At 37.5% G+C, this 24,247-nt stretch carries 24 protein-coding genes and 1 pseudogene; 4 read left to right on the top strand and 21 right to left on the bottom strand.

What is annotated here, in order from left to right:
- Window positions 1-412: 412 nt before the first annotated feature.
- Window positions 413-2,125, top strand: coding sequence for a methyl-accepting chemotaxis protein (locus MHI18_RS19750; RefSeq protein ID WP_340849938.1), 1,713 nt, complete (start codon window positions 413-415; stop codon window positions 2,123-2,125).
- Between the two features lie 395 nt (window positions 2,126-2,520).
- On the opposite strand, the gene MHI18_RS19745 is transcribed toward MHI18_RS19750, so the two are convergent.
- The 8 genes from MHI18_RS19745 to yneA all read right to left on the bottom strand — a co-directional run bounded on the left by MHI18_RS19745 (window position 2,521) and on the right by yneA (window position 9,040).
- Window positions 2,521-2,691 carry a hypothetical protein gene (locus tag MHI18_RS19745; RefSeq protein ID WP_340849936.1) on the bottom strand — a complete coding sequence of 57 codons (171 nt, stop codon included), beginning with the start codon at window positions 2,689-2,691 and terminating at the stop codon, window positions 2,521-2,523.
- 748 nt (window positions 2,692-3,439) lie between these two features.
- A complete protein-coding gene (locus MHI18_RS19740) occupies window positions 3,440-4,216 on the bottom strand; it encodes an SDR family NAD(P)-dependent oxidoreductase (RefSeq protein WP_340849934.1) in 777 nt (258 codons plus the stop codon).
- Between the two features lie 341 nt (window positions 4,217-4,557).
- Window positions 4,558-4,773, bottom strand: a complete 216-nt coding sequence (locus tag MHI18_RS19735) for a YneF family protein (RefSeq protein ID WP_040375160.1) — start codon at window positions 4,771-4,773, stop codon at window positions 4,558-4,560.
- 86 nt (window positions 4,774-4,859) lie between these two features.
- On the bottom strand, window positions 4,860-5,300 hold the full coding sequence (gene sirA / locus MHI18_RS19730; protein ID WP_340849931.1) for a sporulation inhibitor of replication protein SirA: 441 nt from the start codon (window positions 5,298-5,300) through the stop codon (window positions 4,860-4,862).
- A 142-nt stretch (window positions 5,301-5,442) separates the two neighbouring features.
- Complete coding sequence (gene tkt, locus MHI18_RS19725) at window positions 5,443-7,449, bottom strand: transketolase (protein WP_340849929.1); 2,007 nt, start codon at window positions 7,447-7,449, stop codon at window positions 5,443-5,445.
- A 248-nt stretch (window positions 7,450-7,697) separates the two neighbouring features.
- Window positions 7,698-7,934, bottom strand: coding sequence for a DUF896 domain-containing protein (locus MHI18_RS19720; RefSeq protein WP_340849927.1), 237 nt, complete (start codon window positions 7,932-7,934; stop codon window positions 7,698-7,700).
- Window positions 7,935-8,002: 68 nt separating this feature from the next.
- A complete protein-coding gene (locus MHI18_RS19715) occupies window positions 8,003-8,662 on the bottom strand; it encodes a YneB family resolvase-like protein (protein ID WP_340849925.1) in 660 nt (219 codons plus the stop codon).
- A gap of 66 nt (window positions 8,663-8,728) precedes the next feature.
- Window positions 8,729-9,040 carry a cell division suppressor protein YneA gene (yneA, locus tag MHI18_RS19710; protein WP_340849924.1) on the bottom strand — a complete coding sequence of 104 codons (312 nt, stop codon included), beginning with the start codon at window positions 9,038-9,040 and terminating at the stop codon, window positions 8,729-8,731.
- 157 nt (window positions 9,041-9,197) lie between these two features.
- Here yneA and lexA point away from each other — a divergent pair, with 157 nt between their 5' ends.
- The gene (gene lexA / locus MHI18_RS19705) at window positions 9,198-9,821 is read left to right on the top strand and encodes a transcriptional repressor LexA (protein WP_040375154.1); all 624 of its coding nucleotides are present in this window, start codon (window positions 9,198-9,200) and stop codon (window positions 9,819-9,821) included.
- 127 nt (window positions 9,822-9,948) lie between these two features.
- Here the strand turns inward: lexA and MHI18_RS19700 are convergent, their stop codons facing one another.
- From MHI18_RS19700 to MHI18_RS19690, 3 genes and pseudogenes are all read right to left on the bottom strand, one after another.
- Window positions 9,949-10,335 carry a hypothetical protein gene (locus MHI18_RS19700; RefSeq protein WP_340849920.1) on the bottom strand — a complete coding sequence of 129 codons (387 nt, stop codon included), beginning with the start codon at window positions 10,333-10,335 and terminating at the stop codon, window positions 9,949-9,951.
- 116 nt (window positions 10,336-10,451) lie between these two features.
- On the bottom strand, window positions 10,452-10,664 hold the full coding sequence (locus MHI18_RS19695) for a hypothetical protein (RefSeq protein WP_340849918.1): 213 nt from the start codon (window positions 10,662-10,664) through the stop codon (window positions 10,452-10,454).
- Between the two features lie 136 nt (window positions 10,665-10,800).
- A pseudogene (locus MHI18_RS19690) lies at window positions 10,801-10,977 on the bottom strand (PadR family transcriptional regulator); the annotation flags it as partial.
- 491 nt (window positions 10,978-11,468) lie between these two features.
- On the opposite strand from MHI18_RS19690, the gene MHI18_RS19685 reads away from it, so the two are divergent.
- Window positions 11,469-11,663: a YqaE/Pmp3 family membrane protein gene (locus tag MHI18_RS19685; RefSeq protein ID WP_340849916.1), complete on the top strand. Its 195-nt coding sequence runs from the start codon at window positions 11,469-11,471 to the stop codon at window positions 11,661-11,663.
- Between the two features lie 409 nt (window positions 11,664-12,072).
- Here the strand turns inward: MHI18_RS19685 and MHI18_RS19680 are convergent, their stop codons facing one another.
- From MHI18_RS19680 to MHI18_RS19635, 10 genes are all read right to left on the bottom strand, one after another.
- Window positions 12,073-12,303, bottom strand: coding sequence for a hypothetical protein (locus tag MHI18_RS19680; protein WP_340849915.1), 231 nt, complete (start codon window positions 12,301-12,303; stop codon window positions 12,073-12,075).
- A gap of 66 nt (window positions 12,304-12,369) precedes the next feature.
- The gene (locus MHI18_RS19675; RefSeq protein ID WP_340849912.1) at window positions 12,370-14,283 is read right to left on the bottom strand and encodes an alpha/beta hydrolase; all 1,914 of its coding nucleotides are present in this window, start codon (window positions 14,281-14,283) and stop codon (window positions 12,370-12,372) included.
- Between the two features lie 63 nt (window positions 14,284-14,346).
- Window positions 14,347-16,500, bottom strand: a complete 2,154-nt coding sequence (locus MHI18_RS19670; RefSeq protein ID WP_340849911.1) for an ADP-ribosylglycohydrolase family protein — start codon at window positions 16,498-16,500, stop codon at window positions 14,347-14,349.
- The gene (locus tag MHI18_RS19665; protein WP_340849909.1) at window positions 16,475-17,617 is read right to left on the bottom strand and encodes an ADP-ribosylglycohydrolase family protein; all 1,143 of its coding nucleotides are present in this window, start codon (window positions 17,615-17,617) and stop codon (window positions 16,475-16,477) included. The genes MHI18_RS19670 and MHI18_RS19665 overlap by 26 nt, the downstream gene beginning before the upstream one ends.
- Before the next feature lie 13 nt (window positions 17,618-17,630).
- Window positions 17,631-19,088, bottom strand: coding sequence for an extracellular solute-binding protein (locus MHI18_RS19660; RefSeq protein WP_340849908.1), 1,458 nt, complete (start codon window positions 19,086-19,088; stop codon window positions 17,631-17,633).
- Between the two features lie 44 nt (window positions 19,089-19,132).
- Complete coding sequence (locus tag MHI18_RS19655; RefSeq protein ID WP_340850340.1) at window positions 19,133-20,011, bottom strand: carbohydrate ABC transporter permease; 879 nt, start codon at window positions 20,009-20,011, stop codon at window positions 19,133-19,135.
- An 11-nt stretch (window positions 20,012-20,022) separates the two neighbouring features.
- Window positions 20,023-20,925, bottom strand: coding sequence for an ABC transporter permease (locus MHI18_RS19650; RefSeq protein ID WP_340849906.1), 903 nt, complete (start codon window positions 20,923-20,925; stop codon window positions 20,023-20,025).
- A 48-nt stretch (window positions 20,926-20,973) separates the two neighbouring features.
- On the bottom strand, window positions 20,974-21,282 hold the full coding sequence (locus MHI18_RS19645; RefSeq protein WP_340849905.1) for a DUF4387 domain-containing protein: 309 nt from the start codon (window positions 21,280-21,282) through the stop codon (window positions 20,974-20,976).
- Window positions 21,279-22,637: an acyclic terpene utilization AtuA family protein gene (locus MHI18_RS19640; RefSeq protein WP_340849903.1), complete on the bottom strand. Its 1,359-nt coding sequence runs from the start codon at window positions 22,635-22,637 to the stop codon at window positions 21,279-21,281. The genes MHI18_RS19645 and MHI18_RS19640 overlap by 4 nt, the downstream gene beginning before the upstream one ends.
- A 312-nt stretch (window positions 22,638-22,949) precedes the next feature.
- Window positions 22,950-23,807, bottom strand: a complete 858-nt coding sequence (locus tag MHI18_RS19635) for an N-acetylmuramoyl-L-alanine amidase (RefSeq protein ID WP_340849902.1) — start codon at window positions 23,805-23,807, stop codon at window positions 22,950-22,952.
- A 161-nt stretch (window positions 23,808-23,968) separates the two neighbouring features.
- Here MHI18_RS19635 and MHI18_RS19630 point away from each other — a divergent pair, with 161 nt between their 5' ends.
- On the top strand, window positions 23,969-24,184 hold the full coding sequence (locus MHI18_RS19630) for a hypothetical protein (protein ID WP_340849900.1): 216 nt from the start codon (window positions 23,969-23,971) through the stop codon (window positions 24,182-24,184).
- Window positions 24,185-24,247 lie beyond the last annotated feature (63 nt).

Here is a 24,247-nt window from a genome sequence, read left to right as displayed (position 1 = left end):
GTTTCGGTTTACTATAGGAAACCTAGAATCCTACATTTAAAAGTCGAATAATCCACTTTTTTTAAGAATTTTTTTGCTACCTGAAAAGAAGTATCTACTAAATATAAACAAATATGGTTTATATTTTATGGTTTATAACTTTCAATCTTAGCCGATATAACTATGTACACAATCATTGGTCAAATTTATATAAACTCGTCAAGTAGGAAAAAGGATACTTTTTTATTTCTACCAAAAAGTAGAGATAGAAAAGTTTTTTTATTTGCCCCCATTTAAGAGTAATATAACCCAATGTTAGATTTTCCCACAAGAAAGTTCAGTGTTAGCAACATGACTTTAAATGTAAGCCATATAATGCTTTCTTTTTAGTCACCTTAGAAAAATACATAATATGAGAGTAGAGGATTTTAAAATGAAGTGGTTTAAAAATTTAGGGATATCAGTGAAATTAATCAGCGCCTTTGTAGTAATGGCTATTATCTTAGGAGTAGTTGGGATTTACGGGATGGATAACTTGAAGAAATCAGATGAACAACTTGAATTCATGTATGATGAGCGTGTCATTCCGATAAGCACATTGGGTAGGATGGAAACAAATTATCAGCGTATACGCGTAAATATCCGAGATTTAGTTTTTGTTGCTAAAACGCCTGAAGCTAAGGATGAGTTTCAAACAATAATAAAAGACATTCAAAAAGATATTGAATCGCAGGTAACATTGTATTCAAGTGGTTATCTTATAGACGAAGAAAAAAAGATACTTAAAGACCTAGACTCGGCTTTTACTGACTATTACACGATCCTAGATGAAACAATAAAATTAGGGTATGCCAATGATTTGAAAGGTTATCAAGCAATCGCTCCTGAATTCAGAGCAAGAGGAGATAAAGTTCAAAACCTTATCAAAAACCTGAGTGACTTCAATGTCAAGAAGGCTGAAAAATCAAATACTGACTCAAAAGCAGCATATGTTTCTACTAGAACCACTACAACTATCGTATTAATCGTTTCATTCTTATTCAGCATTGGTTTTGGATATCTAATTTCTCAACTGATTGTAAGACCACTTAGAGAGGTAGTTGATCTAGTTGGTAAAGTAGCTGAAGGTGACTTTACGGTGACAACTACTATCGACACTAAAGATGAAGTAGGCGCGTTAGCTAAATCCATTAAAGCGATGACCACGAGTCTTAGAAAAACAATCAGTAGTATATTACAATCAGCCGAGAATGTAGCCGCATCAGCCCAAGAAATATCAGCTACAACTGAAGAAGTCGCAAGTAGTGCTTCAACTCAGGCGAATGATGCGCAAATTATCACTCAGGTATTTAAAGAAATTGCAAATGGTGCGGATGTTCAAGCGAATGATGCCCAAACAATGTTTAGCTTATTTAAAGAGTTAAACATCGTGATTGATACAGTTGCTAAAACAGCTCAAGAAACTGCAGACATTGGACAGTCCCTATCCATTGAATCTCAGAATGGGAGCGATATTGTTAAACACTCCATTGATGGTATGACCACGGTAAGAGAGCATATGTCTATACTTGAGCAGGATACTAGTAAAATCGGGGAAATTATAAAGGTTATTGAAGATATATCTAACCAGACAAATCTTTTAGCATTAAATGCAGCCATTGAAGCCGCACGTGCAGGAGAACAGGGCAAAGGTTTTGCTGTTGTGGCAAATGAAGTGAAGAGTTTAGCAGAGAAAAGTAGAGAATCAACTAAGGAAATATATGAAATTATCAAAGGGATTCAAGCCAGCACTAAAAGCAGTGTTTCAGCCGTGCAAGATGGGGTGGATAATTCTATTAAAACGGGTGTAGCCTTTGAGTCGATTGCAAGGATGGTTGTGCAGTCTTCAAATAAAACAGCCGAAATTGAGATAGCTAGTCAAAAGCAGTCTGGACAATCAAAAGCAGTAATGAAGTCTATTGAAAGTATTGCTTCTGCAAGTGAACAACAGTCGGTACAATCAGTTGAGGCGATGAGGTCAATCGAAAGTATAGCAGCAGCTAGTGAAGAAGCAGCAGCAGCTAGTGAAGAAACTGCGGCAACATCGCAATCATTAGCTAGCTTGTCTGAAGAACTTAATGCTTCTGTTGCACAATTCAAAGTTTAATCGTATAGAGTTGATTCCTCCCCTTTTATACTAGCCTCTTATGAGAGGACTAGCTCGATATCTTTAGGGCTCTTCTATGAAGAGTCCTTTTTTTTATCAGGACACGCTAAAATATAGTCTATCAAGTACTTGTTTCTTATCTATCTAACCCCCTGAAGAGTTTTTTCTTGAATTCAAATGAATGATTACTAAGAATCAGGCCCCTAATTGGCGCCCTTCTTATGACCTAACGCCCCTGTTCGTTTAAGTACTTTTTTCACAATTAGAGTTAGTTATATACCTGGTTTATTTAATTTTAAGTTACATTCAGTTCTCTTTTAAATAGCAACGCAAAGGTAATAATAAAACTCGATTTTTTTGTAAAAACCGAGTCTATCAATCCTTAAATTCAGTTGTTAGGAAGCTTTTTTCTTTTGTCTTTTGTATTGCATATAAAAAACAGCAGCAATGATTAAAGAAGCTACAAATGCACCTATTTGAATTTTGCTAGGAAATAAAAACGATAAAATCAAGAAAACCATTCCAACAATTACCATCACAATGGACAATAGTAAACTAATATTCATGCTGTTCCCTCCTTAGCTAAATTTGTTATAAATTATAATACTGGTTTATTTCCAATAAAGCTTCATTCTAAAATCACGATGTTCAAGAATCGTTTATAGATTTTGAATGTAACTTATTAGAAAAATCATACATTCTTCATTCAAAAGTCGGCAGAAAGGGCGAAAAACATGAAATCAGAAAAAGTGTGCAGCCGATTCGGAATCAGCAGCAACTAGACGATATGAAATGGGCGCTGAATGCCACTGTTCGGAACGAGATTACATTCTTCTTTCTCCTCGGCTGCGAAACCGGCCAGCGTGTAGGAGATCTTCTCCGGCTACCCTTCCAACAAATCCTCACCCTTAAAGGCAAAACACAAAAATTCCGCGACATATATATATATCGGGAATTGCTTCCAGGAGGTCTATGAGTACGCTAAAAACGTTCAGAGCGTCTGTTTATTCCCGTCTCGTAAAGGTGACAACCAATTACACCTACTCAGGCTCACCGGCAGTTAAATAAGGGTGCAGAGTATGCTGGTGTGGAACATGTCTCCATACAAGCAGAAATAAACTATTACTTGCGTTTTAGTCATATTAAACTCTCCCCTCTGATCGTTTGCCTTGAAAATGGTTTAAAGGATTGCATGTCGTACATCTGTAGCTTTAAATGATAGCCTGATCAAACATCTCCTTTTATCCATTCACGACTGCGCGCACTTTGAACATCTTTAAAAGAACAACTCTATATCAGAACGTTCGTAATTTCCTATATAGTTAAAAGTACCTTTCTAGTAATTTCTTTTAACTGTTTAGCCTTTTGTGGATCAAATGTTTTCATGGATAAGTCAATAGGTTTTGAAAGTTTATAAGCTGAGAAACTCTTAGACTTTGATTCCTGTAAAACGTCAACAATTTTATTCACGATTTCACCAACCTCATGTCCTACTAGACGGTGAACGACTCTCAAGAATATTCTCATTAATGGGTTCGCAAAGACAGATCTAGCTCCAGTAGTTCTTACAGCCATTGGATTATATAGAATATAACGAACGCCCTTGCGATTGAATCCCGCACCCAGCAAGTCATTTAGCCGGTTGGCATTGGCATTAGCTTTCACGCTGTTAAACTTACGTCTGTATTCTAAATCGTCAAAATTGACAGTGCTGTAGATTCCTGGGGTAGCAACATTTAAAATAAAAGAGTCATCATTAAATGCTATCTTATTTGAAAGGATATACCGACTTAAATACTGCAATGCAAAAGTGAATTCTAAACCATCGTGTGTGATTAAAGCGTCTTTACGAGCTGTTTGTAGGACAGCACAAAGAATCACTCCATCAATTGCGCCATAGGTCCTTTGAATATTCTCTATGATACGGTAGTTTTCTGAAACAAGACTCAGATCTGCTTGTAGATAAATAGCATTATGTAAATTACCTTTATTTCTACTTACGATAATTACCCTATTCCCGGCTGCTAAAAAATACTTTGCCAGTCCTTCGCCAATGCCACTAGTACCTCCTGTAATTAATACTGTTTTCATGGTCGAATCTCCCATCCAGATTTCCGGTTTATTATTTGTACTAGTATAACGCTTACAACAATAGTTGTATTGATCGAGTAGTTAGTTGTTGCTTCTGTCTCTGGCTACCCCTTTGCCAAACATGATAACCAGACTCTTCTAAAACATCAATCAATTCCATAATAAAAACCACCTTTACTGAATCTTTCATCCAGAAAAAGTGGTTTATAGTGTATAAAAGAAGGTTAAACCAAGTTTCAAACGAAAAACAGATGAAGGTTTCAGTCCAGGGACTAAAGCCAGTCTACTTTCTATTCGAAACTCAGCTTAAAACCCTCTCCAAACGTTGATATAACATGGTTTTATTTCGTTTGCTGTTTGCTCATAGCGCTCATCATTTGGTTGATTTTCTTTTGGGATGGTTTCATTCCCATTTGCATCATCATCATTTTTAACATTTGTTCGTTAATCGGCGGATTTTTTTTCAAATAGTCCATCATGTATTTACGAGCTATGAAAAATCCGAGTGCTAACCCAGCAAGTAATGCTAGGACACCAACTAGAATGTATACCCACATACTATCTTTCCTCCTTCATGTTGTCTATAAACAGTGTACTAGACCAAAGATTATTATACAATACTTCAAGCCAATATGCCCTATCTTTAGACAAATTTTCTTTCTTTCACGGGTTTTAGCCATCCAAAATGATTGTTTTCAAAATCTAACGCTAAAAATCCAGATTCGCATTTTCGAATACTTTCAAAAAATTCAGTTTCTGCTTCGTAAGTTCCTTCGGATTTTAAATGCAGATAATCTTTACCGATGACTAGCGCTGCTTTACTTGTCCCATTTTTAGTTTCTGTATAATACACATCATTTTCCGATACATGATCATGCGTCGGGTTCCTTCTCTCAGCAATTGCCTTAGACAATTTACTAAAAGGAATGTCTTTCGTCACATATTCGATTTGTTTTTGCAAGATACTTTTATGATAACCATTTGAGTTAATATATTCCAAAAACAAATTGAAAAACAATTTTTCTCTGCCGTAATAATGCATGGCGAATTCATCTTCGATCAGATAGATCTGATAATTTCTCATAAAATTGCCTCCCTGCATTCCTTTTTACTATTATATAAGCAAGTCATGAAAAGGTATGTTGAATCATGGAGGAAACCCATACTATTTTTGTCGAAAAATCAATAAAAGCTGACACCAATAAAGGTGTCAGCCATATTTTTACTTATTCTTGAACAAGTGCTTTCACGCGTGAAACTACGTTATCAACAGTGAAACCGAATTCTTCCATAATTTTGTTACCTGGTGCAGATGCACCAAAACGATTAATGGCAAGAATTTCTCCTTCATCTCCTGTATAACGGTCCCATCCGAATGGAGAAGCCATTTCAATACCTAGACGTTTTTTAACAGCTGGGTTTATGACACTTTGTCTGTATTCTTTAGACTGATCTTCAAAACGATCCCATGATGGCATGCTGATAACAGCAGCATCAATATTTTCTTCTGCTAATTTTGCTTGCGCTGAAACAGCAAGATTAACTTCAGAACCAGTAGCGATTAAAAGTACATCAGCTTGTTCTTTTTTAGAAGCAGATACGATGTAACCGCCTTTTCTAACACCCTCATACGCCAATTCAGCCGTATTTTTAAGTGTTGGAAGGTTTTGACGAGTAAGGATAAGCGCTGTAGGACGATCAGTTGACTCAATAGCTGTTCTCCATGCTGCCGCTACTTCATTGCCATCTGCTGGACGAATGACACCTAAATCCGGCATAGCACGTAATGCTGCTAATTGTTCAACCGGTTCATGAGTAGGACCATCTTCACCAACTGCCACGCTGTCGTGAGTAAATACATACGTTACAGGTAATTTCATAATAGCTGCAAGACGAATAGCTGGACGCAGATAGTCTGAGAACACGAAGAACGTTCCGCCAAAAGCATGTACGCCGCCGTGAAGCATCATTCCGTTGAGAGCTGCACCCATTGCAAATTCCCGAACTCCAAACCAGATATTTCGGCCCGCATAGTCAGCAGGAGTAAAGTCTTCTGCACCTTTAATCATCGTATTATTTGATCCAGCTAAGTCAGCTGAACCACCAAACAAACTAGGAAGGTTTTTTGAAATGCCGTTTAGCACTTCTCCGCTTGACGCACGAGATGCAAGACTTTTTCCTTCTTCATAAACTGGAATGTCTTTATCCCAACCTTCAGGAAGTTCGTTGTTAATGGCTCCCTCTAATTGCTGAGCAAGCTCTGGATAAGCAGTTTTGTATTCATTGAAAAGTGTATTCCACTCAGTTTCTTTGTTGCTTCCAGCTTCAACACAAGCCTTTTTGAAGTGTTCATAAACTTCTTCTGGTACATGGAAATCTTTTTCAAATGTCCATTTGTAAGCGTCCTTAGTGAGTTTCAATTCATCCGAACCAAGCGGTGCACCATGAACTGCTGATTTACCAGAACGGTTTGGCGAACCATAACCGATTACCGTCTTCACTTCGATAAGTGTTGGACGTGTTTCATCTGTTTTAGAGGCTTCCAGCGCTTCAGCAATTGCAGTAAGATCGTTGCCATCCTCAACACGCAGGTATTGCCAACCGTATGCTTTAAAACGGTCTTCAACTGATTCACTGAAAGACTTATTAAGATCTCCATCTAACGAAATATCATTTGAATCATATAGAACTACCAGACGGCCTAGTTGCAAGTGAGCTGCAAGTGAAGCTGCTTCAGCAGAAACACCTTCCATTAAGTCCCCATCTCCACAAATACCATATGTATAGTGATCAACAACATTGTATGAATCACGGTTATAAGTAGCAGCCAAATGACGTTCAGCCATTGCCATACCTACTGCCATTGCAATCCCTTGACCAAGTGGTCCTGTTGTTGCATCAACACCAGCTGTGTGACCAAACTCAGGATGTCCAGGTGTTAAGCTGTCCCATTGACGGAAACTTTTTAAATCATCAATCGTTAATCCATATCCAGCTAAGTGTAATAGACTGTATAAAAGCATAGAACCATGACCAGCAGACAATACAAAGCGATCGCGGTTAAACCAATTTGGATTTTTCGGGTTATGGTTCATAAATTGGGTCCATAGTGTATATGCCATTGGTGCAGCGCCCATCGGCATCCCTGGATGACCAGAATTAGCTTTTTCAATAGCATCAATAGAAAGTGTACGGATTGTGTTAATTGAAAGCGTATTTATAGAATTAGACATAAGTAAACATCCTTTCTTTCTCATATTCCTCTTTATATTATAGTGCAAACTAAATAAAAACAACTATATTACCTTGATTTCAAAGGGGATTGTGAATAAATGATGAAGAATTTCACCTTTCCTATAAATCTTCACAAAAACTTATTCTAATATAGAATGAACTAAAAAAAGAATTACATTCAAAATGTAATCCCTTAACAGCTGATTTATTTCTATCCCTTAAATTTAGTAATAGTTAAATCAGTAAATCAATGAAGTTTGTTTTTATTTTCTTTTATCATTTTTAATTTTTCTGGTGTAACGTCATTACCTTCAGGGTCAACCACAGTGACATTCTCTAAGGTATCTGCCATTGACTTTCTAAACGTCTGAAGGTATTCCCCTCTAAGTTGTGTCTGCTCTTTGGCTTCTTCTTGTGTTAGACCCGCATCTTTAGACTTTCTTGAAAGTTCATTAATCCTTGCCATTTTTTCTTTTGATAGCATAATTGTACTGTACTCCTTTATATAAATGATACTGCCATGTTATATAAAGAAACATAAAAAAACAAGTTCTACGATTCAGTTTCGGTTACTTTCTGCTTTTCAAATTCCAGAAATCGTCTATGCACAGTTGCCTTAGAAACCTTATGTCCAAATCCACGCAGTGTCGCCGCAATTTCTTCAAAAGTCAGACCATTTGCACGAAGTTTAGCAATTTCCTCGACAGGTACTTCTTTACGTTCTCTTCCACCGATATTCCCTCTATTACTAAGGTTTTTCTGTGGCCGATACCCCTTTTCAACTGCCCGCAGCATCCCGCGCTTAATTTTTAAATTATGTAACTTCCTTTGATATTCTTCCACGATTCCTACAATTTTAATGACCATAGCATCCGAGTCGGACAATTCCATTTCCCCATCATGAGCCATTGAAAAAATTTTGACTGATTCTTTATTTATTACATGGAATAGCGCTATTTTCGCATTGCCGCGGCCTAAACGAGTCTCATCCTGTATTAACAGCGTATCAGCTTTTTTAGATTTGAATAGATCGAGCATTTCAAAAATGCCATCCCGATCTAAGTCATACCCGCTTGCTTGTTCTTTAATAATGGCCGCTACTTCAAAATTCCATTTTGATGCCATCTTGACTAACTCTTCTTCTTGCCTTGCCAGGGAGGTTTCTTGGCTTTCTTTTTCGGTGCTCACCCGGCAGTAAATAACTGCTTTCATGCTGACATCCAACCTCTTTTATAAATATTTCATTTTTCTACAAAAACACTTCTTTACATACTTATGTTAATCTCGGCTGGCAACCTTTATAACCTCATGGTTTTGCGATACAGGAATCACAATTGTATCTCCCGGTTCCAGTGTATTGGCATAAACTCTATTATTCTCTTCTATCCAATCAATGAATTGCCGCTTTGTCAATTCCCCAGTATTGTATTGTTCAACAATTGTCGACACGTTATCGGTTTCTTTTAATGTCACAGAAAGATATTCATCCATTTTTTCTGGATTTATATTTAAGGAAAATAATAATGAAATAATTGCTACCAGTCCAGCCAAGGCTAGTGTGTAAGTGTAATTTTTAAATAAAGACTTCATGAGAATCCCTCCAAAAGCGAATGTTTGTTCGTTTGCTATAATTAGATTATAAACCGAACATTTGTTTCTAGTCAAGCGATATTAGAACTTATGTTTGTATCTTTAATTTTGCCATGATATAATCATAGTAAGAAAAATTAGCAAATGAGGTGCCAAAATGACTAAACTATCAAAGCGCCAACAAGACATCTTAAATTTCATTAAAGATGAAGTCCGTTCCAAGGGATATCCGCCGTCTGTCAGAGAAATCGGAGAAGCTGTAGGTTTAGCATCCAGTTCCACGGTTCATGGTCATCTTTCCCGTCTTGAAAGTAAAGGATTAATCCGAAGAGACCCAACTAAGCCCCGTGCCATAGAAATACTCGGTCAAGAAGAAATGAATAATATACCTAAAAGCAATGTTATTAATGTTCCTTTACTCGGTAAAGTAACCGCTGGTATGCCTATTACAGCCATTGAGAACATAGAAGAATATTTCCCACTTCCAGAGTCAATGGTTGCGCATGATGATCAAGTATTTATGCTTGAAATTATGGGAGAAAGTATGATAGAAGCTGGTATTCATGATGGGGACTATGTCATCGTCAGACAACAAAGTTCTGCAAACAATGGAGATATTGTCGTTGCCATGACAGAAGAAAATGAAGCAACAGTTAAACGATTCTTTAAAGAAAAAGACTATATCCGTTTACAACCGGAAAACTCGAGTATGGAACCGATTATTCTTCGCAATGTTACTCTGCTCGGTAAAGTAATCGGCTTATATAGAACCATCCACTAAGAGAGCTTAATTGCTCTTTTTTTATGTAGTTTTTTAAGAACTCCATCTCAGAATCTAGTTTATGTAAATCATCCTATTACATAAACTAGATTCATATTTAGGAGATGTTACTTTCTTTTATTTTCAATCAGCTATTTAGTAAACTGACAATTGCTGCAATTATTCCTGCCAATCCTCCAGTACCAAATATACCAAGCAATACCTTTTCTTCTAGCTCTAATGTCTTTACTTTTAATTTTGCTTTAGACTTCGAGTTAGAATCTACAATTTTCAAGAGTGTAGAAATCATATTATTATTATCAGCATGAATATCATGGTTTATTTGGATTTGTCTGCTGAATAAATTTTGTAGCTCTTGTTGGCTGACCATTATATGCTCAATTCCTTGTTTTACTACATCTAATTGGGCTGCTATATTTTCTTGTTCTGCGATAATTCGTTCAATAAGGGTTTTTAACTGGATGATGAGTTCTTTTTGTACGATCCTATTTTTTTTATTTATATCTTCATTCATTTAATATCCCCCATCCCACACCTCCCTATCTTAGAGTATTCTTTATGTCTCTTTTTTGTGTGGACAACCTTTCTGAAACACAAAAAAATGCACCTGCATCGCAGCTGCAATTTAAATCAGTATGAACTAAACAAATTTATAAAGGTACTGAGGATCGATTCCTCTTCTCGATAGCCCATAAAAATTACGGCAATCAACGAAATCATCGCAAAGATCGCGGCAATAGGCACGATCATTTTTAATACCGTGACATACGTATCATAATAGCGCGGGCCGATAAGATGCTTAGGTTGGTCGGGTACCCGCTGGCCAATATAACTGGACTCCAAATTTTCAAGAACTTGCTTTCCCTCTTTTTCACTGAAATCTTCGGGCAGCATATCTTCAATCGTCGACTATAATTCAAGGGCTATATATTGACGTTTTTTTTCAGGCAGCCTCCGAACGACTTCATGAATATACACCTCAATTAAATTCATCTTCATCATCCTCTTTTAATAAGACATATAGTTCTTTCGAGTTTTTGATTCATTCCATTTTCAACTGCAAAAAGATTTCCACCCCATATTCACTCAACACATAATATTTCCGAAGCCTGCTTTCAAATGTATCCCTGCTGCTCGTTATCAGCTCCTTATTCTTTTATTACCAATCAAGCTTTTAAGCTCTATCGTCAATTCCTACATTAAAAAACCCAATCTCAGCAAGAAATTGGGGATTTCCATTCATCTAGTAGAAGCAGTCCGAACCCTTTCTGGCGACAACTAATTTCCCACCGTTACTTTGTCCTTTTCTAAAAATGCTTCAAAGTGATCTATACAATACAATGATCGGGCGGTAATTGTGGATTTTTTACAATTAACACAGGAATGGTTGTTACTTCCTTCATCAACATTAGATTGTCTTTTTATATTTTTCATGTTTATCATTTCCCTTGCTTTATTATTTTTTAAAGCGTTTACAAGTATTTATTTCCAAAGACTCATGTTATTAGACGTAAGACCCACAAAATGGGGACACGTTCCCATTAAAAGGAGTTTTGATACGCTCTAATTTCCACGGTCTTTTATGATACAATTGACGCATACACAATCCCAATAAATCTAGTTACATTGGATAGGAGGAAACATTTAATGATGTATTTACTGGCCATTCTTTTACCGCCTGTTGCTGTTTTATTGTCAGGTAAGCCTGTACAAGCCGTTCTAAATTTAATTTTATGTATCTTTCTATGGATACCTGGTGTGATCCATGCGATACTCGTAGTTAATGAAAAAAAAGCAGATAAAAGAGCAGCAAAAATGTATGCAAGGTCACGACAAGACTAAGTTTTTCGATAAACCCCTTAAAAAAGGGTTTATTTTTTTAACAAAAAAATGCAGCCCAACCCGTTTGAGCGAGTTAGGCTGCACATGAACAAAAAGAAAGCAATTCCAGCAATAGAATTACGATCTTTCAAAATCATAATACCATATCTTGTCGGTTATTGTCGACTATAATTATTCTGAAAATATAATTTAGTTATATTTTCTTATTTTACTATCTATAATAGCCATAAAAAAACAGGTCTATCTATTCATTTTTTCATTGTGGACTCTGTTTACTTTTTTCTACTAAAAGATTTTTATAATCTTTATATAATGGTTACTCCATGATAAGAGAATTTCGTTAGAGTACTTGTATAAATTAAAAAGAGTAAGCATTAGAAGTTCTCACCTTTTCTAATGCTTACTCTTTTTAGAATTCTTCTCGTAAGAATTTACTCATTAATGTTTCAATTACATAGTCTCGACACTCTGGTGACAGGCTTGATCTCTTGTGATGGACTAAATCCCCGTAAGGTCTTCCTCCGATAAACTTTATTTCTCCTTCGAAGGGTCGGTTACCGTTCGAATCATATCCCTTTATTTTCACAAATAGAGTATTGTATTCTGTTAAAATGCTGTCTATGATGGTTACGCTATGCATTTCATCTTCCCCCCTTTACGTTAATCAAAAACGGTTTGAGAGAGGAAGTCAAGGCTGTTACTTTTCTTATTTAGTTTTTCCTAAGCCATTTTTAAACATATATTGTAATCCCTTTTCAAACCCCTCTGCCCAAACTGACATTCCATGTCCTCCATTTAATATTCGTAGTTCTGCTGGACTTCCTGGAACATCCGCCCACTTTTCAAAATCTTTGTTGTATAGATTTGAGCGGTGAAGAGCTTGATATAGATTTACCGCCTGCACTTCCATATTATATTTGTTCGCATCCTCTGGTAAATCTTCTTGCTCGCTTAAATGGTTCCAATCATCATCTCCCGTTACGATAAAGATGGGAACCTGATTGGGTTGTTTACTATATTGTTTAAGTGCAGCTGGGTAATTGAGTTCGTCCCAGACTTTCGAATCAAAAGGCTCTCCAAATGATCCTCTTTCTACAGCTCCTGAAGTAGCTGGGGCCACCTTATCTTGAATAGCAGGGCTAAGTAAAGTCGTACCGGCAAACAAGTCAGGGTAAGTGAGCGAATAACGTAAGGCTCCATAACCGCCCATAGAAAAACCGATTAGCCCTCTGCCTTCCCTGGATGCTATCGTACTATGTTCCTTCTCAATTTTAGGGATTAGATCGTTGATAATGGCTGACTCAACTGCTCCATATTTATGTGAATTAACCCAATAGCTATTCCCAGTTATCGGTGCAATCGCTATAAACGGACGAGTCTTCTTCTGTTCTATCATTTTATCCATGATTGGCCAAAATGAATTCCAGCTTTCTGCATTTCCACTGCTTCCGTGCAGCAAATATACCACTGGGTATTTATTTTTCTTATTATATCCAGGCGGCAGATACATGTTATACGTTAACTGGTCCAGCCCTGGAGTAGAATCGTTAACCAGACTGGATGCTGTAAAGGTTTCTGTCGTTACCTTCCCGTTCTTTTTAGTCTGATATTGTTTTGGATCGTAAACAGATGCGGATTGCTCACTTCCTTTTTTGTCAAATAAATACTTCACTCCTTCTTCAAAACCTTGATGCCATACCTCTTTACCATGACCGCCATCCATGATTCGAAGTTCTGCCGGGCTTGATGGAACGTCTCCCCATTTTGGGAAATCCACTTGAAAGAGATTTTTCCGATGAAGCTCCTGATAAAGTTGGACAGCTTGAACTTCCAAATTATATTTAGCTGCATCAGATGGTAACTCTTCTTTTTCACTTAGATGATTCCAATCATCATCTCCTGTTGCAATGTAGATTGGCACCCTATATGGCTGTAAAACATATGAATCAATCGCAGTTGGATAATTTTTAGCATTCCACAGGTCCAAATCAAATGGGTCTCCAAAACTCCCTCTTTGTACTGCACCAGATGTTTCTGGAGGTTCTTGGTTTTGAATAGCAGGACTTAATAAAGCGGTACCTGAAAACAGTTCTGGATAAACCAAAGAATACCTAAGCGCGCCGTAACCGCCCATAGAGTAACCCGTAAGATATCTTCCTGAACGGTTTGCGATAGTGTGGTATTTTTTATCTATAGCTGGAATGAGATCTTTGATAACAGCAGATTCATAGTGGCCATATTTCTCTGAGTCCACCCAATAGCTGTTACCTGTTGAAGGAACGATCGCAATTACTGGTTCTATTGTCTTTTTTTGAATCATCTTATCAAGCGTTTTCCAAAAATCATCATAGCTGTTTTCATTGCCATTGCTTCCATGCAGTAAATAGATGACCGGATAGGCTTTTTTACGATGCTTATCGTACCCTTTCGGAAGATAGACTTTATAAGTAAGCTGATCATTATTACGAGTAGAATCATGTGTAAGTTGATACGAAGTTAGGTTATTCACTACAGTCATACTTTTTCCGTGATTTTTTGCGTGGACGGTAAAATCAGAAGTAAAGATGGCAGAAATGATGATCATGACAATCATAAAAGCAAACCCAATTTTTTTACTCAAATTTGCCAACTCCTTTTTCTTTTCTAAGAAATGAGGCAGAGATAACTCCGCCTCATTTCCAACCTACCCTACTTCTTTAATTTTGAATGATGAAATTACCGCTTCTCCTTTTTCTAGACAGCCAAATCCGAACATCCCTTTCGAGAACCTTGAATCATTGTATTCAATAAGTTTTTCATCATCAATAAAAAAACAAATTTTATTCTCATGGTATTCGACCTTATATACATAGGCTTGATGATGCTTCCATTCAAAGGGGACGGTAATTAATCGTTCATAACCAAAATCCTTTTTTATAAGTGAAACCTGGTGAATGCCATCAAATCCAATTAAATATTGACGCTGGATACCCTCAGCTCTAAAAATCAGTTTATGACTAACACCTACGATTGGAGTAATTACGGCTTCAATAACTGCATCTTTCGTATAGTAATTACCTGTATAACTGGAGCAGTCTTCAGAAGCAGAATATTTCATCGTCTGTCCATCCAATTTCCAGTTTCCCTTGTTATGTGCAAATGGAGTCAAGGAGCCGAATTCCTCGAATTGCTTCGAAAAAGCGATTGAATAGTCTACCAGACCTTTTATATGAAAGTTATCCACATAAAGAGCCCCTATCGCTCGACACGTAAGATTTGAAGGACTTTCAATTCTATATCCCACTTCATCAATTAACGATCCGGCTGTATCTGGAATTTGAAAATCAACGTGATTCCATGCTTGATTATTCAGCTCACATTTGGTTAGGTACAAACATTCTTGGTTATCCGTGATCCGTACATACGGAGTAACAACAAGTCCTGCACCTTGCCATTGATCTAAGAAAAAGTCTACGGAAACCGTTTGACCTGAATAGGCTTTAGGTGCAAATGTCGGTTTATATTTTTCATCATTGAAGTCCTGTCTGCGATAAAAAGGCTTATAAAACACCTTACTCACATCACCTTCAACCATTCTGTCAAAAATTACTTCTAAGGATCCTTCGCCGACATGTTTATTATGACGAAGAAACGCTTTGAAGGGATTATCTGTTTTAAACCCATGCGTCGAACCAGGTAAGTGAAAATTAAAGAAGACATCACCCTCTTTAATCGATTCTAGTACTTCTTCTGGAGGTTCTAACCCTGCCATACGGTAACCAAGCAAAGCCAATTCCTGTGTAAATGTCGGTAAATCAACAATATTTAAATACCCAGAAACACTTGAAGCAACAATCGAATCATTAATGGGTTTTCGATAATGCTCCGGGATCCCTTCAAGCCCTGTTAGAACCCCTGTAATGGTTCCAACAGTTCCTGCATTGCAGTCGGTATCCCATCCACACATTACAGCAATTTCTATGGTTTTCGAAAAATTTCCTTCTCCATATAGGAGCGCTAACACACATACCGCGGCATTCGGGATAATATGACAGATTCCAGGGTATTTATCATACCCCCAGAACTCTTCTAAATATTGACGGCATAATCGAAAATTAGCCGGATTTTTTTGGTGAAAGTTGGTGACCGCTCTAACCATTTTCGCATACGTCGAATCACTTGGAATCATACTTAATCCGGTTTGCAGAACTTCGTTTATAGATTGAGCAGAGAAAGCGTTGGAAATACAGGCTGCCATAAATCTCGCACCGTATAGACCATTCAAATCATGTGAAACACTTGCGGCAACTTCCGCATAATGCGCCGCTTTTTCTATAGCATCAGGAAAGATTAATCCCCAGCTGTCAATAAAAATTTGTCCGCCAATTTGTTCAGCCATGACCACACCATTCACCTTGGCCGAACCAGATTGCGGAGCTTTTATCCCTTTCTGAAGATTCGTGAACGCTCGATGCTCTGTACTTATATCTTCTCCGCCCCACCAAATCATTCCGATTCCTTCACGGCAATAATTCATCCAGGTCTTCCCAACATCCTCCGCCTCGATCTCCTTATCCTTCGCTTCGTCATATAATGATCGGATAAAAAAAATCGGGCCATTGGCATCATCATCTGCTGAAAACGTCTTATAGTCTTTTACATAGCCTTTTATATCGCCGTGCACCTGTTGGATTCTTTCTGCCGTCCACTCTAATGGTTCGAGAGGGGCACCTAGTCTAATTCCGCTGTTCATCCCCAGTACACCCGCATATAACTTTTCTAAATATCTCTCAGGAATCATAAAATCCCTCCCGTGCACATCTGCAGCAGCCTTAAAATAGTTTTCTTCTTTTTTCATTCATTAAAATGTCTTTCTTAATTATACTTTCAGCTACAGAAGCAAATTGCTCAGCTACCTCTTTGTAATTCGTTTTGTTTATTGTTTCAAGCAGCTGTTTATCCGTTTTCTTTATGACAGAATCTCCGTACATTGCTCCAAGGATAACCCCAATCATGACACCGATTGAATCAGTATCTCTTCCAGAATTAACCCCATCATAGATGGATTGGTAGTACTCCCCGTTATTTAATACAATAAAGGCAAGTGCAATTGGCAGTTCTTCAATAGAAAATAATCTGCTGGGTGTATAGTGGTTCGCAGGGATACCCAGCTTCTCACTGGTACGTTTAACATCATCCTTCATAGGCGAATAGACAGCAAGAATACCTTTGAACACTTCCATTACTTCATCCATGCCAGCTGCACGAGCTTTGAGTTCTCTTGCTGCACGCGTCAGCTCTTCAATGGCCATCCTGGTTCCATCCTTAGCCAGTATAAGAGCGGTTTCAATAATATCATTGACTGTCACATCAGGTTCAAATGCTTTAGCTACGCATGCTGCTAATACACCGGCTGCTTCTAATCCATAGCTGTTTTGATGTCCCATCGCAAATAATATCGCTTCATCATATGCGGCTTTCGGATTTCCTGCATTCACAATGCCGATTGGTGCGATATACATAGCGGCACCGCAATTAACCATATTGCCAAGCCCGCCTTCCCTAGGTTCACAATTAGCTAGAACATGACGGATAAAGATATATTTTTCAGGATAAAACAATCGATCGATAATCATCGCTTTTTTATCGAACTCTGGAATATAGGTCGGTTCAAAGGCTATCCTCTTAACAAAACCATTCCCCATATCATATGCATCTAGGTGCCTTTTTTCCTTTATAAAAAGGTTTATTAAAACGATTGTCAATAGGGTATCATCTGTTGTAATTCCATTTCCACGTCTTTTCCCCATTGTCTCCTGGCTATTTGTTTTATACCACTCTGTCTTAAGTGATTCCACACGGCCATATCGATCTTTAATCTCCTGGTAACTTAACTTTTCAATAGGAGCACCTAATGCATCGCCAAGCGCGGTTGAATAAATCACCCCGCTGACTTTTTCCTGAAATGAGGGCATCCATAGAACTCCTTTATTTTATATTTTTATTCGCATACTCAGTTACTTCATCGCCGCCTGCCTTCTTCCACTCACTGACAAACTTATCGAAGTTCCCAATTGGCTGTTTACCTGTAATAATATCCGTGGCGTACTCTTTGTAGAGGTTTTCCATCGCATCCCATTTAGACACGAGCTCCTCTGGAATAAGAAAAAGATTATCCTCACTGTAAAATTCGTTCGCAAGTTCCCTAGATTTTTCAGCAGGTTCACTTAATAATGGAGTTTTCAGCGGTTTTTCAGTTGTAAACTCTTCCGGCTCCCAGTATCGTGCATACCACTCATTATAATATTTCTCGTTTAGTTCAATGCCTGAATCAGTAACTTGGTAGTGCTCCCCTTCGAAGCCAATTCGATCAAACATTTGACCTTTAGGACTTGCAAGATAATCTAGAATTTTGAACACCGTATCCTTGTTTTTAGACTGAGATGAAATAGCTAACCCGCGTGATTCTTTGGTAATATCAGTCGGGGCATATCCTTGAAATTCACCTTTTGCTGGGGGTAGAACGGAAACTTCAGCATTATCGCCATTAACCTGTTTCATTTTCCCATTATAAATATCAACCACTTTACCATTCGTTCCAACGATTACCGCGGTTTCGCCATCATAAAACGCTTTTTCTTTGGTATCCCATTGTTTCGTTAAATACTGTGGATCAAGCAAGCCTTCCTTATATAACTTATTGTAAAAAGCAAGTTTCTCTTTTTCTTTTGTTGATACTTTCGAATATTCATAGTCTGAACCATTTTTTAACCAAGTTTGGTTAATTCCAAAGGCCATTTCAAATAGATAATCAAGCTCCCCAATATCCCCTGCAGTGGTAATGGCATATTTAGGCTTACCTTCAGACGATTGAGCCACGAGTTCCTTGAAGAACGTATAGTAGTTATCTACTGTTGGATTTTCCATTAATTCTTTTGAACTTGCCGTCTGCTCCAGCCAATCCTTCCGGATAACGGGTGTTTTAGAATCCAATGGCTTAACCCATAATAAATATGGATAATTCTTCATTCTTTCCAGATTATGTGTCCCCATAATTTTTTTAATATAAGTAGATTTCTCAATATATGGCGTTAGATCCTCTAATAATTGCTGTTCAACCATTTGCTGATCGCCGCCTTGAAAATAAATTAAATCTGGAATCTCTCCGCTGAGAAGCAGCAAATTTAATTTTTCAGAATAAGTTCCCTGCGGCATTTCCACCAATTCAAACTTAACATCTAATTTTTCATCCTTTTTCAGAGCCTTTTCTAGGTTAGCATAATAGGTTTTAGCCACTGGGTTAGAGGGCCCTTCATCTTTGTACACTACCTTTATCGTTTTTGTACCTCCTGAATCTTCCTCGTTTTCTTTTGCTGTTTTATCTGAACAGGCAGCCGTAGTAAGTACTAATAACAATGTAAATATGAATATAGCTAATTTTTTCAAAATAATTCCCCCTCTTTTATTCTTTCAAAAATAATGTATACCAATTAATCCTTTACTCCTCCTTCGAGTGCACCCTTAGCGTAATATTTAAGAATGATCGGATAGAAAACCAGTAATGGAACCATCGAAATGATAATGGTGCCAGCCTGAAGGGAACCAAAGTCTAACGCTGCCACTTGTTCATAAGAAAGGACATTTTGTGCACCAAGCAATGATGTATTATCACGCTCGACAACAAATTGCCGAAGGACCACTTGAAGCGGCCATTTATTAGGATCAGTTAAATAAATGGTTGCTCGAAAATACTCGTTCCAGTGGTAAATGGCATAGAATAATCCTAAGGTAGCTAGACCTGGCTTAGACAACGGCAGCATAATTTTCGTGAAAATTTTAAAATGACCTGCACCATCTATTCTTGCTGCTTCCAAAATACTATCTGGCACATCTTCAAAGAATCTCATTAAAATAAATAAGTAAAAAACATTGATTGCTTTATATAAAATAAGTGATAAATAGGAATCCAATAATCCTAGATCTTTAACGAGCAGATATTCAGGAATTAGGCCTGGTTCAAAGACCATAATGACAATTAAAAATAGAATGACCAAGCGTTTTCCAACAAAGTTTGTCCTTGCTAATACATAGGCTGCCATCGCGGTTAAAAAAAGATTTAACGCCGTACCAGCAGCAGTGATGAACAAACTGTTAAATATGCTCCTGACAATCAGAGGATTTGAAAATAACACTTCGTAATTGATTAATGAAAATCCTTTTGGAAATATATCCAGACCCTTCAACTCATGAACTCTTAAAGGATCTGAAAATGACATGGCCAGTAGATTTAAGATTGGAATAAGGATAGATAGTGAAACGAGAAAGAGAATGCCGTAGATAATGGCTGTCGTCCAAGTAAGTTTTTTCAGCTTTCTCATTTTCACCACACTCCCTTTCCACTAACTTTTTTCGAGATAAAATGAGTACTAAGAATTAAAATAACCCCAATGACGCCTTTGAACAAACTGGCTGCTGTTGCATAGGCATATTGACCATTCAAGATTCCAATACGGTACACGTACGTATCCAGAATATCAATGACACTAATGACTGAGTCATTAATCATATTAAAGACTTGGTCAAAACCTGCATTCATAAAAAAGCCTAAGTTAAGTATAAACACTGTTACCACGGTGCTTAGTAGTTCAGGTATGGTGATATATCTCATTTGCTGAAGACTCGTCGCCCCATCGATTTTAGCCGCTTCATATAAACCAGGGCTTATTTTCATAATGGCCGCCAAATAGATGATGGAATCCCATCCAGCACTACGCCAAGTTTCTGAGATTACCAATACCCATCGAATATGGTCTTTACTAGTCATATAGTCTAACGAAGGTAATTGAAAGAAGTTGCGAATGACATTTATTCCGCCATCCACCGGGCTTAATAAACTAATCCATACACCTGTAATAACTACCCATGATAGAAAATGAGGTAAATAAATGACTGATTGAACATATTTTCGAAAAGGACCGTTTCTTACCTCGTTAATAATGAGTGAAAGAATGATTGGTACCGGGAAGAAAAATATTATTTTCATCGAACTAATTATAATTGTATTTTTTAGAACATCTAAAAAAGCTGGAGAACTAAATAACACGTTAAAATGTTTCAGTCCCACCCATACGTTGTCGCCGATTATCCGATAATCTTGAAAAGCCAGTTTCATACCAATTAGAGGAATCACATGGAAAATAGAAAAGTACACTAACGCTGGCAGCAACATGGCATATAAGACCCAATCTCTTTTTATCTGAAACCATAACCGCTTTTCTTTCATAAGCTGTGCTCCCCTTTATCTATCTGGTCGTCGAACGTTCACTTTTTTTCAAAAACGAATATTCATCAATGGTGCATGCTGCTGTGCTCCGTAAACATCTCGATCCCCAATGGAGCCTGAAGGGATATCTCGTAAAATCGTAATTTTCACTCCTAATGCTTGATCATAAAAAACTAGATGTCTGACTTCCTCCTTTGATAGATTATACAAATCACAAATTGCATTCACTGAGATCTTTCCTGAATCCTTTACCAACTGGTAATCCTCGATACTGTCAAATAAAATATCCAGAGTGAGTTCAAACGGACCTGAATTTTTGCTTCTTAAAACTTTAGCAAGCTCATATAAAGTTCTCATTTGTTCACCTGTCTGTATTCAATCTTGAAAGGGTTTACATCCACTTCCATCAAATGATAAACGGAAAATTCATAGACAGGTCCAAATTCAATATCACTTGGAGCAAATGGAAAGGCAAGGTTCCCTGCAGTAGACTTTCTGTTTTCCAAACCATAATGCAGTAAAGTTGACCGTGCAGTTGCACAAATACTGTTTGCTATTTCTTGCGAATTACCAGTTACTTCAAGTAAAACACCAATTTCATGCCCCGTAAACCTTTCTTTTTCTTTTTCGCCAAGAACTGCATTCATTCCATAATTATAAAATCGAATGGTGTAGTCTTCTGTTGGGATTTCATCATAATATCTTTGTACTTGGGCTTCAACTTCTTTTTCTATTTCTTCTATATGATTAATCAAAATTGGGTCCCTTACCCCGGCAATGACCACCGTACGATACCCCGCTTGCCTTGCTCCCTCTAGCTTAATTAAATAGGGTTTGATTGGAATGTATTGACTGTTGGACACTTCAACTACTCCTTCATCCTCTTTATAACAACAATTCTTTAAATTCAAGATAAAGCCAGGACCATGAAGAATATAAGGATGTTCTTTCTCATAAAACGTGTGCGCGGCAACACTAATTGACGTACATCTTCTGTTAGGATTTAGAGACTTAACCGTAAAACAGTCATTCTTTAATGTTCCCATAATACAATCTTTGGTAGTGCCAGGTTCCGCACATAGTGCGCCGCATTCTAAGATTTTTCCCAGATGATAGGCTAGACCAGGATCCTTTTTGTGAAAGATCCCTAAAGCTGCAAAAGGAGCAGGATCATAAGCTCTTCCACAAACAATGATATCAGCACCGTTCTCTAAAGCTTCAAGTATCGGTTCATGCCCCATTTGAGCAACAATACCATTGGTTTCCCTAATAATATCATTTGTCATAGGCTTAATATTGGGACTTAATGGGGTTACTTTTCCCAAGTCATTAGCCGTCATCACCATATCGTTCGGTATATCCCCCCAGATAACCGCTACTTTAGCCGAAATAGTATGCTCTTGGAATATTTGATCAATAATATCTAACGTCCAATCAACATGCTTTTTCGCACCTGCCCCACCGGCAGATCCGATGATAATAGGGATTTTATTGACTGTCCCGTTGGTGATAATGATTTCCAAGTCTTTCTTAGCTGCTCTTCTACTTACAATCGATACCCCAGCTCCTAACTTATGAGGACCTGCATCTGTCGACCCTGCATCAACAATAATTCCATGTGGTTTTTCTTTTATCCCATTCATGAATGATTCAATCGGAAATCCATACCCCAACATTCCACATGGAGATAATATTCTTATATCCTCAACCATCTCTCCACCCCATCTTTCTCGTAGTACAAAGAAATATATGCTTACTTTTTCATGTAAATTATAAATCTGTACAAATCATGAGAAATAAAAAGCAAAAAAAAAACACCTGCTCCTTTTATGAGCGGTGTCGATAATTGAGTATTAAAACAGCCAGACGTTTTAGGGGCGTCTGGCTGCACATGAGTAAAAAGAAAGCAATTCCTGCAAGAATTACCTTCAAGTTATTATAACCTCATTGTCGATTTTTGTCGATTATTTTTTAAATATAAATGTAATAAATCGAAATATTTTTTTTACTCCGATTTTTTCGCTTTATTTTACTCGTAATCTTTGCCCAATTTGGATGGTATAGTTGCTGTCAAGATTATTCCAAGTCTTTATCTTATTAGTACTGCTTCCATACTCTTCAGCAAGTGCGGAAACCGTATCTCCTTTTTTCACTATATAATAAATCGTTTCTATTACACGTACGACTAGTTTCTTACCTATAGGAAGAGCGGTTGGATCAATGGTTGGATTCAATACTTCTAGACGAGCCACCGTTGTATCGTATTCTTTTGCAATGGAATAGAATGTATCTCCTTTAACAACCGTATGAAACGTCTTTTTTTCAATGTTCTCATGCTCTTGTACCTTCTTCAAAGAAAATGCCTTTACTACCCCATTAACATGTCCTCTGGCAAGAGCTTCTATGAACGAGGCTGTTTTTAACTTAGATGCATCACTGCTAGAATCGATGAAACCATTTTCCGTTAAGAGAGCCGGCATAGTCGATTTTCTAAGCACATGAAAATTGGCCGTTTTCGAACCGCGGTCGGTATAGTTTACCAACTTCAATACTTCAGCGTGGATTGCAGATTGGTACGTAGTCGCAGGAGCTCCTGAACTAGGATATATATAACTTTCAAAACCTGTTCCGCCGCCGGAGTTGATATGGATCGAAAGGAAAAAATCAGCCCCCCATGCATTGGCTTGGTTGGTTCGGTCAGATAAAGATGGGAACGTATCTTCCGTTCTGCTCATTTTGATAGAAACATCCTGGTATTCTTTACTGAGAATCTCTTTTACTCGCGTTGAAATTTGTAAAGTCAGATTTTTTTCCTTCAACCCATTTCCCACTGCCCCTGGATCTGAGCCTCCATGTCCTGGATCTATATATATTTTCACCAAAATAATCACCTCAATATAGAGTATGACGAGGACATACTCATGCTTGTACGTTTGCTAATAAAATTTGTTGAGTTAAAGTTGAAAGTTCATGTTTCCTAATTAATATGTACAAGCCATTATACAACATCATCATAGATTATCAGTATGGAGGGTGATGAAAAATGACCAAAGAACAAATCATAAAGAAACTAGCTTCACGAAAATTCTGGGTACTCATTGCCGCTTTTATTGGTTCCCTATTAATGGCCTTTAACTTTGGGGAAAATGAAATTGCTCAAATCACAGCAATCATAACCAACTTCGCATCAGTAGCCATTTATATTCTAGCTGAGGCAAGTGTAGATAAGGCGGCAGCACAGGATAAGAAAAAAGTATAAGTTCCCGCTTGATGTAGTTTAAATTTAAACAAAAACGCTGCCGAGACAATATCTCGACAGCGT

The organism is Peribacillus sp. FSL H8-0477 (assembly GCF_038002765.1).
Taxonomy (GTDB): domain Bacteria; phylum Bacillota; class Bacilli; order Bacillales; family DSM-1321; genus Peribacillus.
Note: the sequence above shows the minus strand (reverse complement) of the source record. Positions and strands in the feature narration are given on the sequence as shown.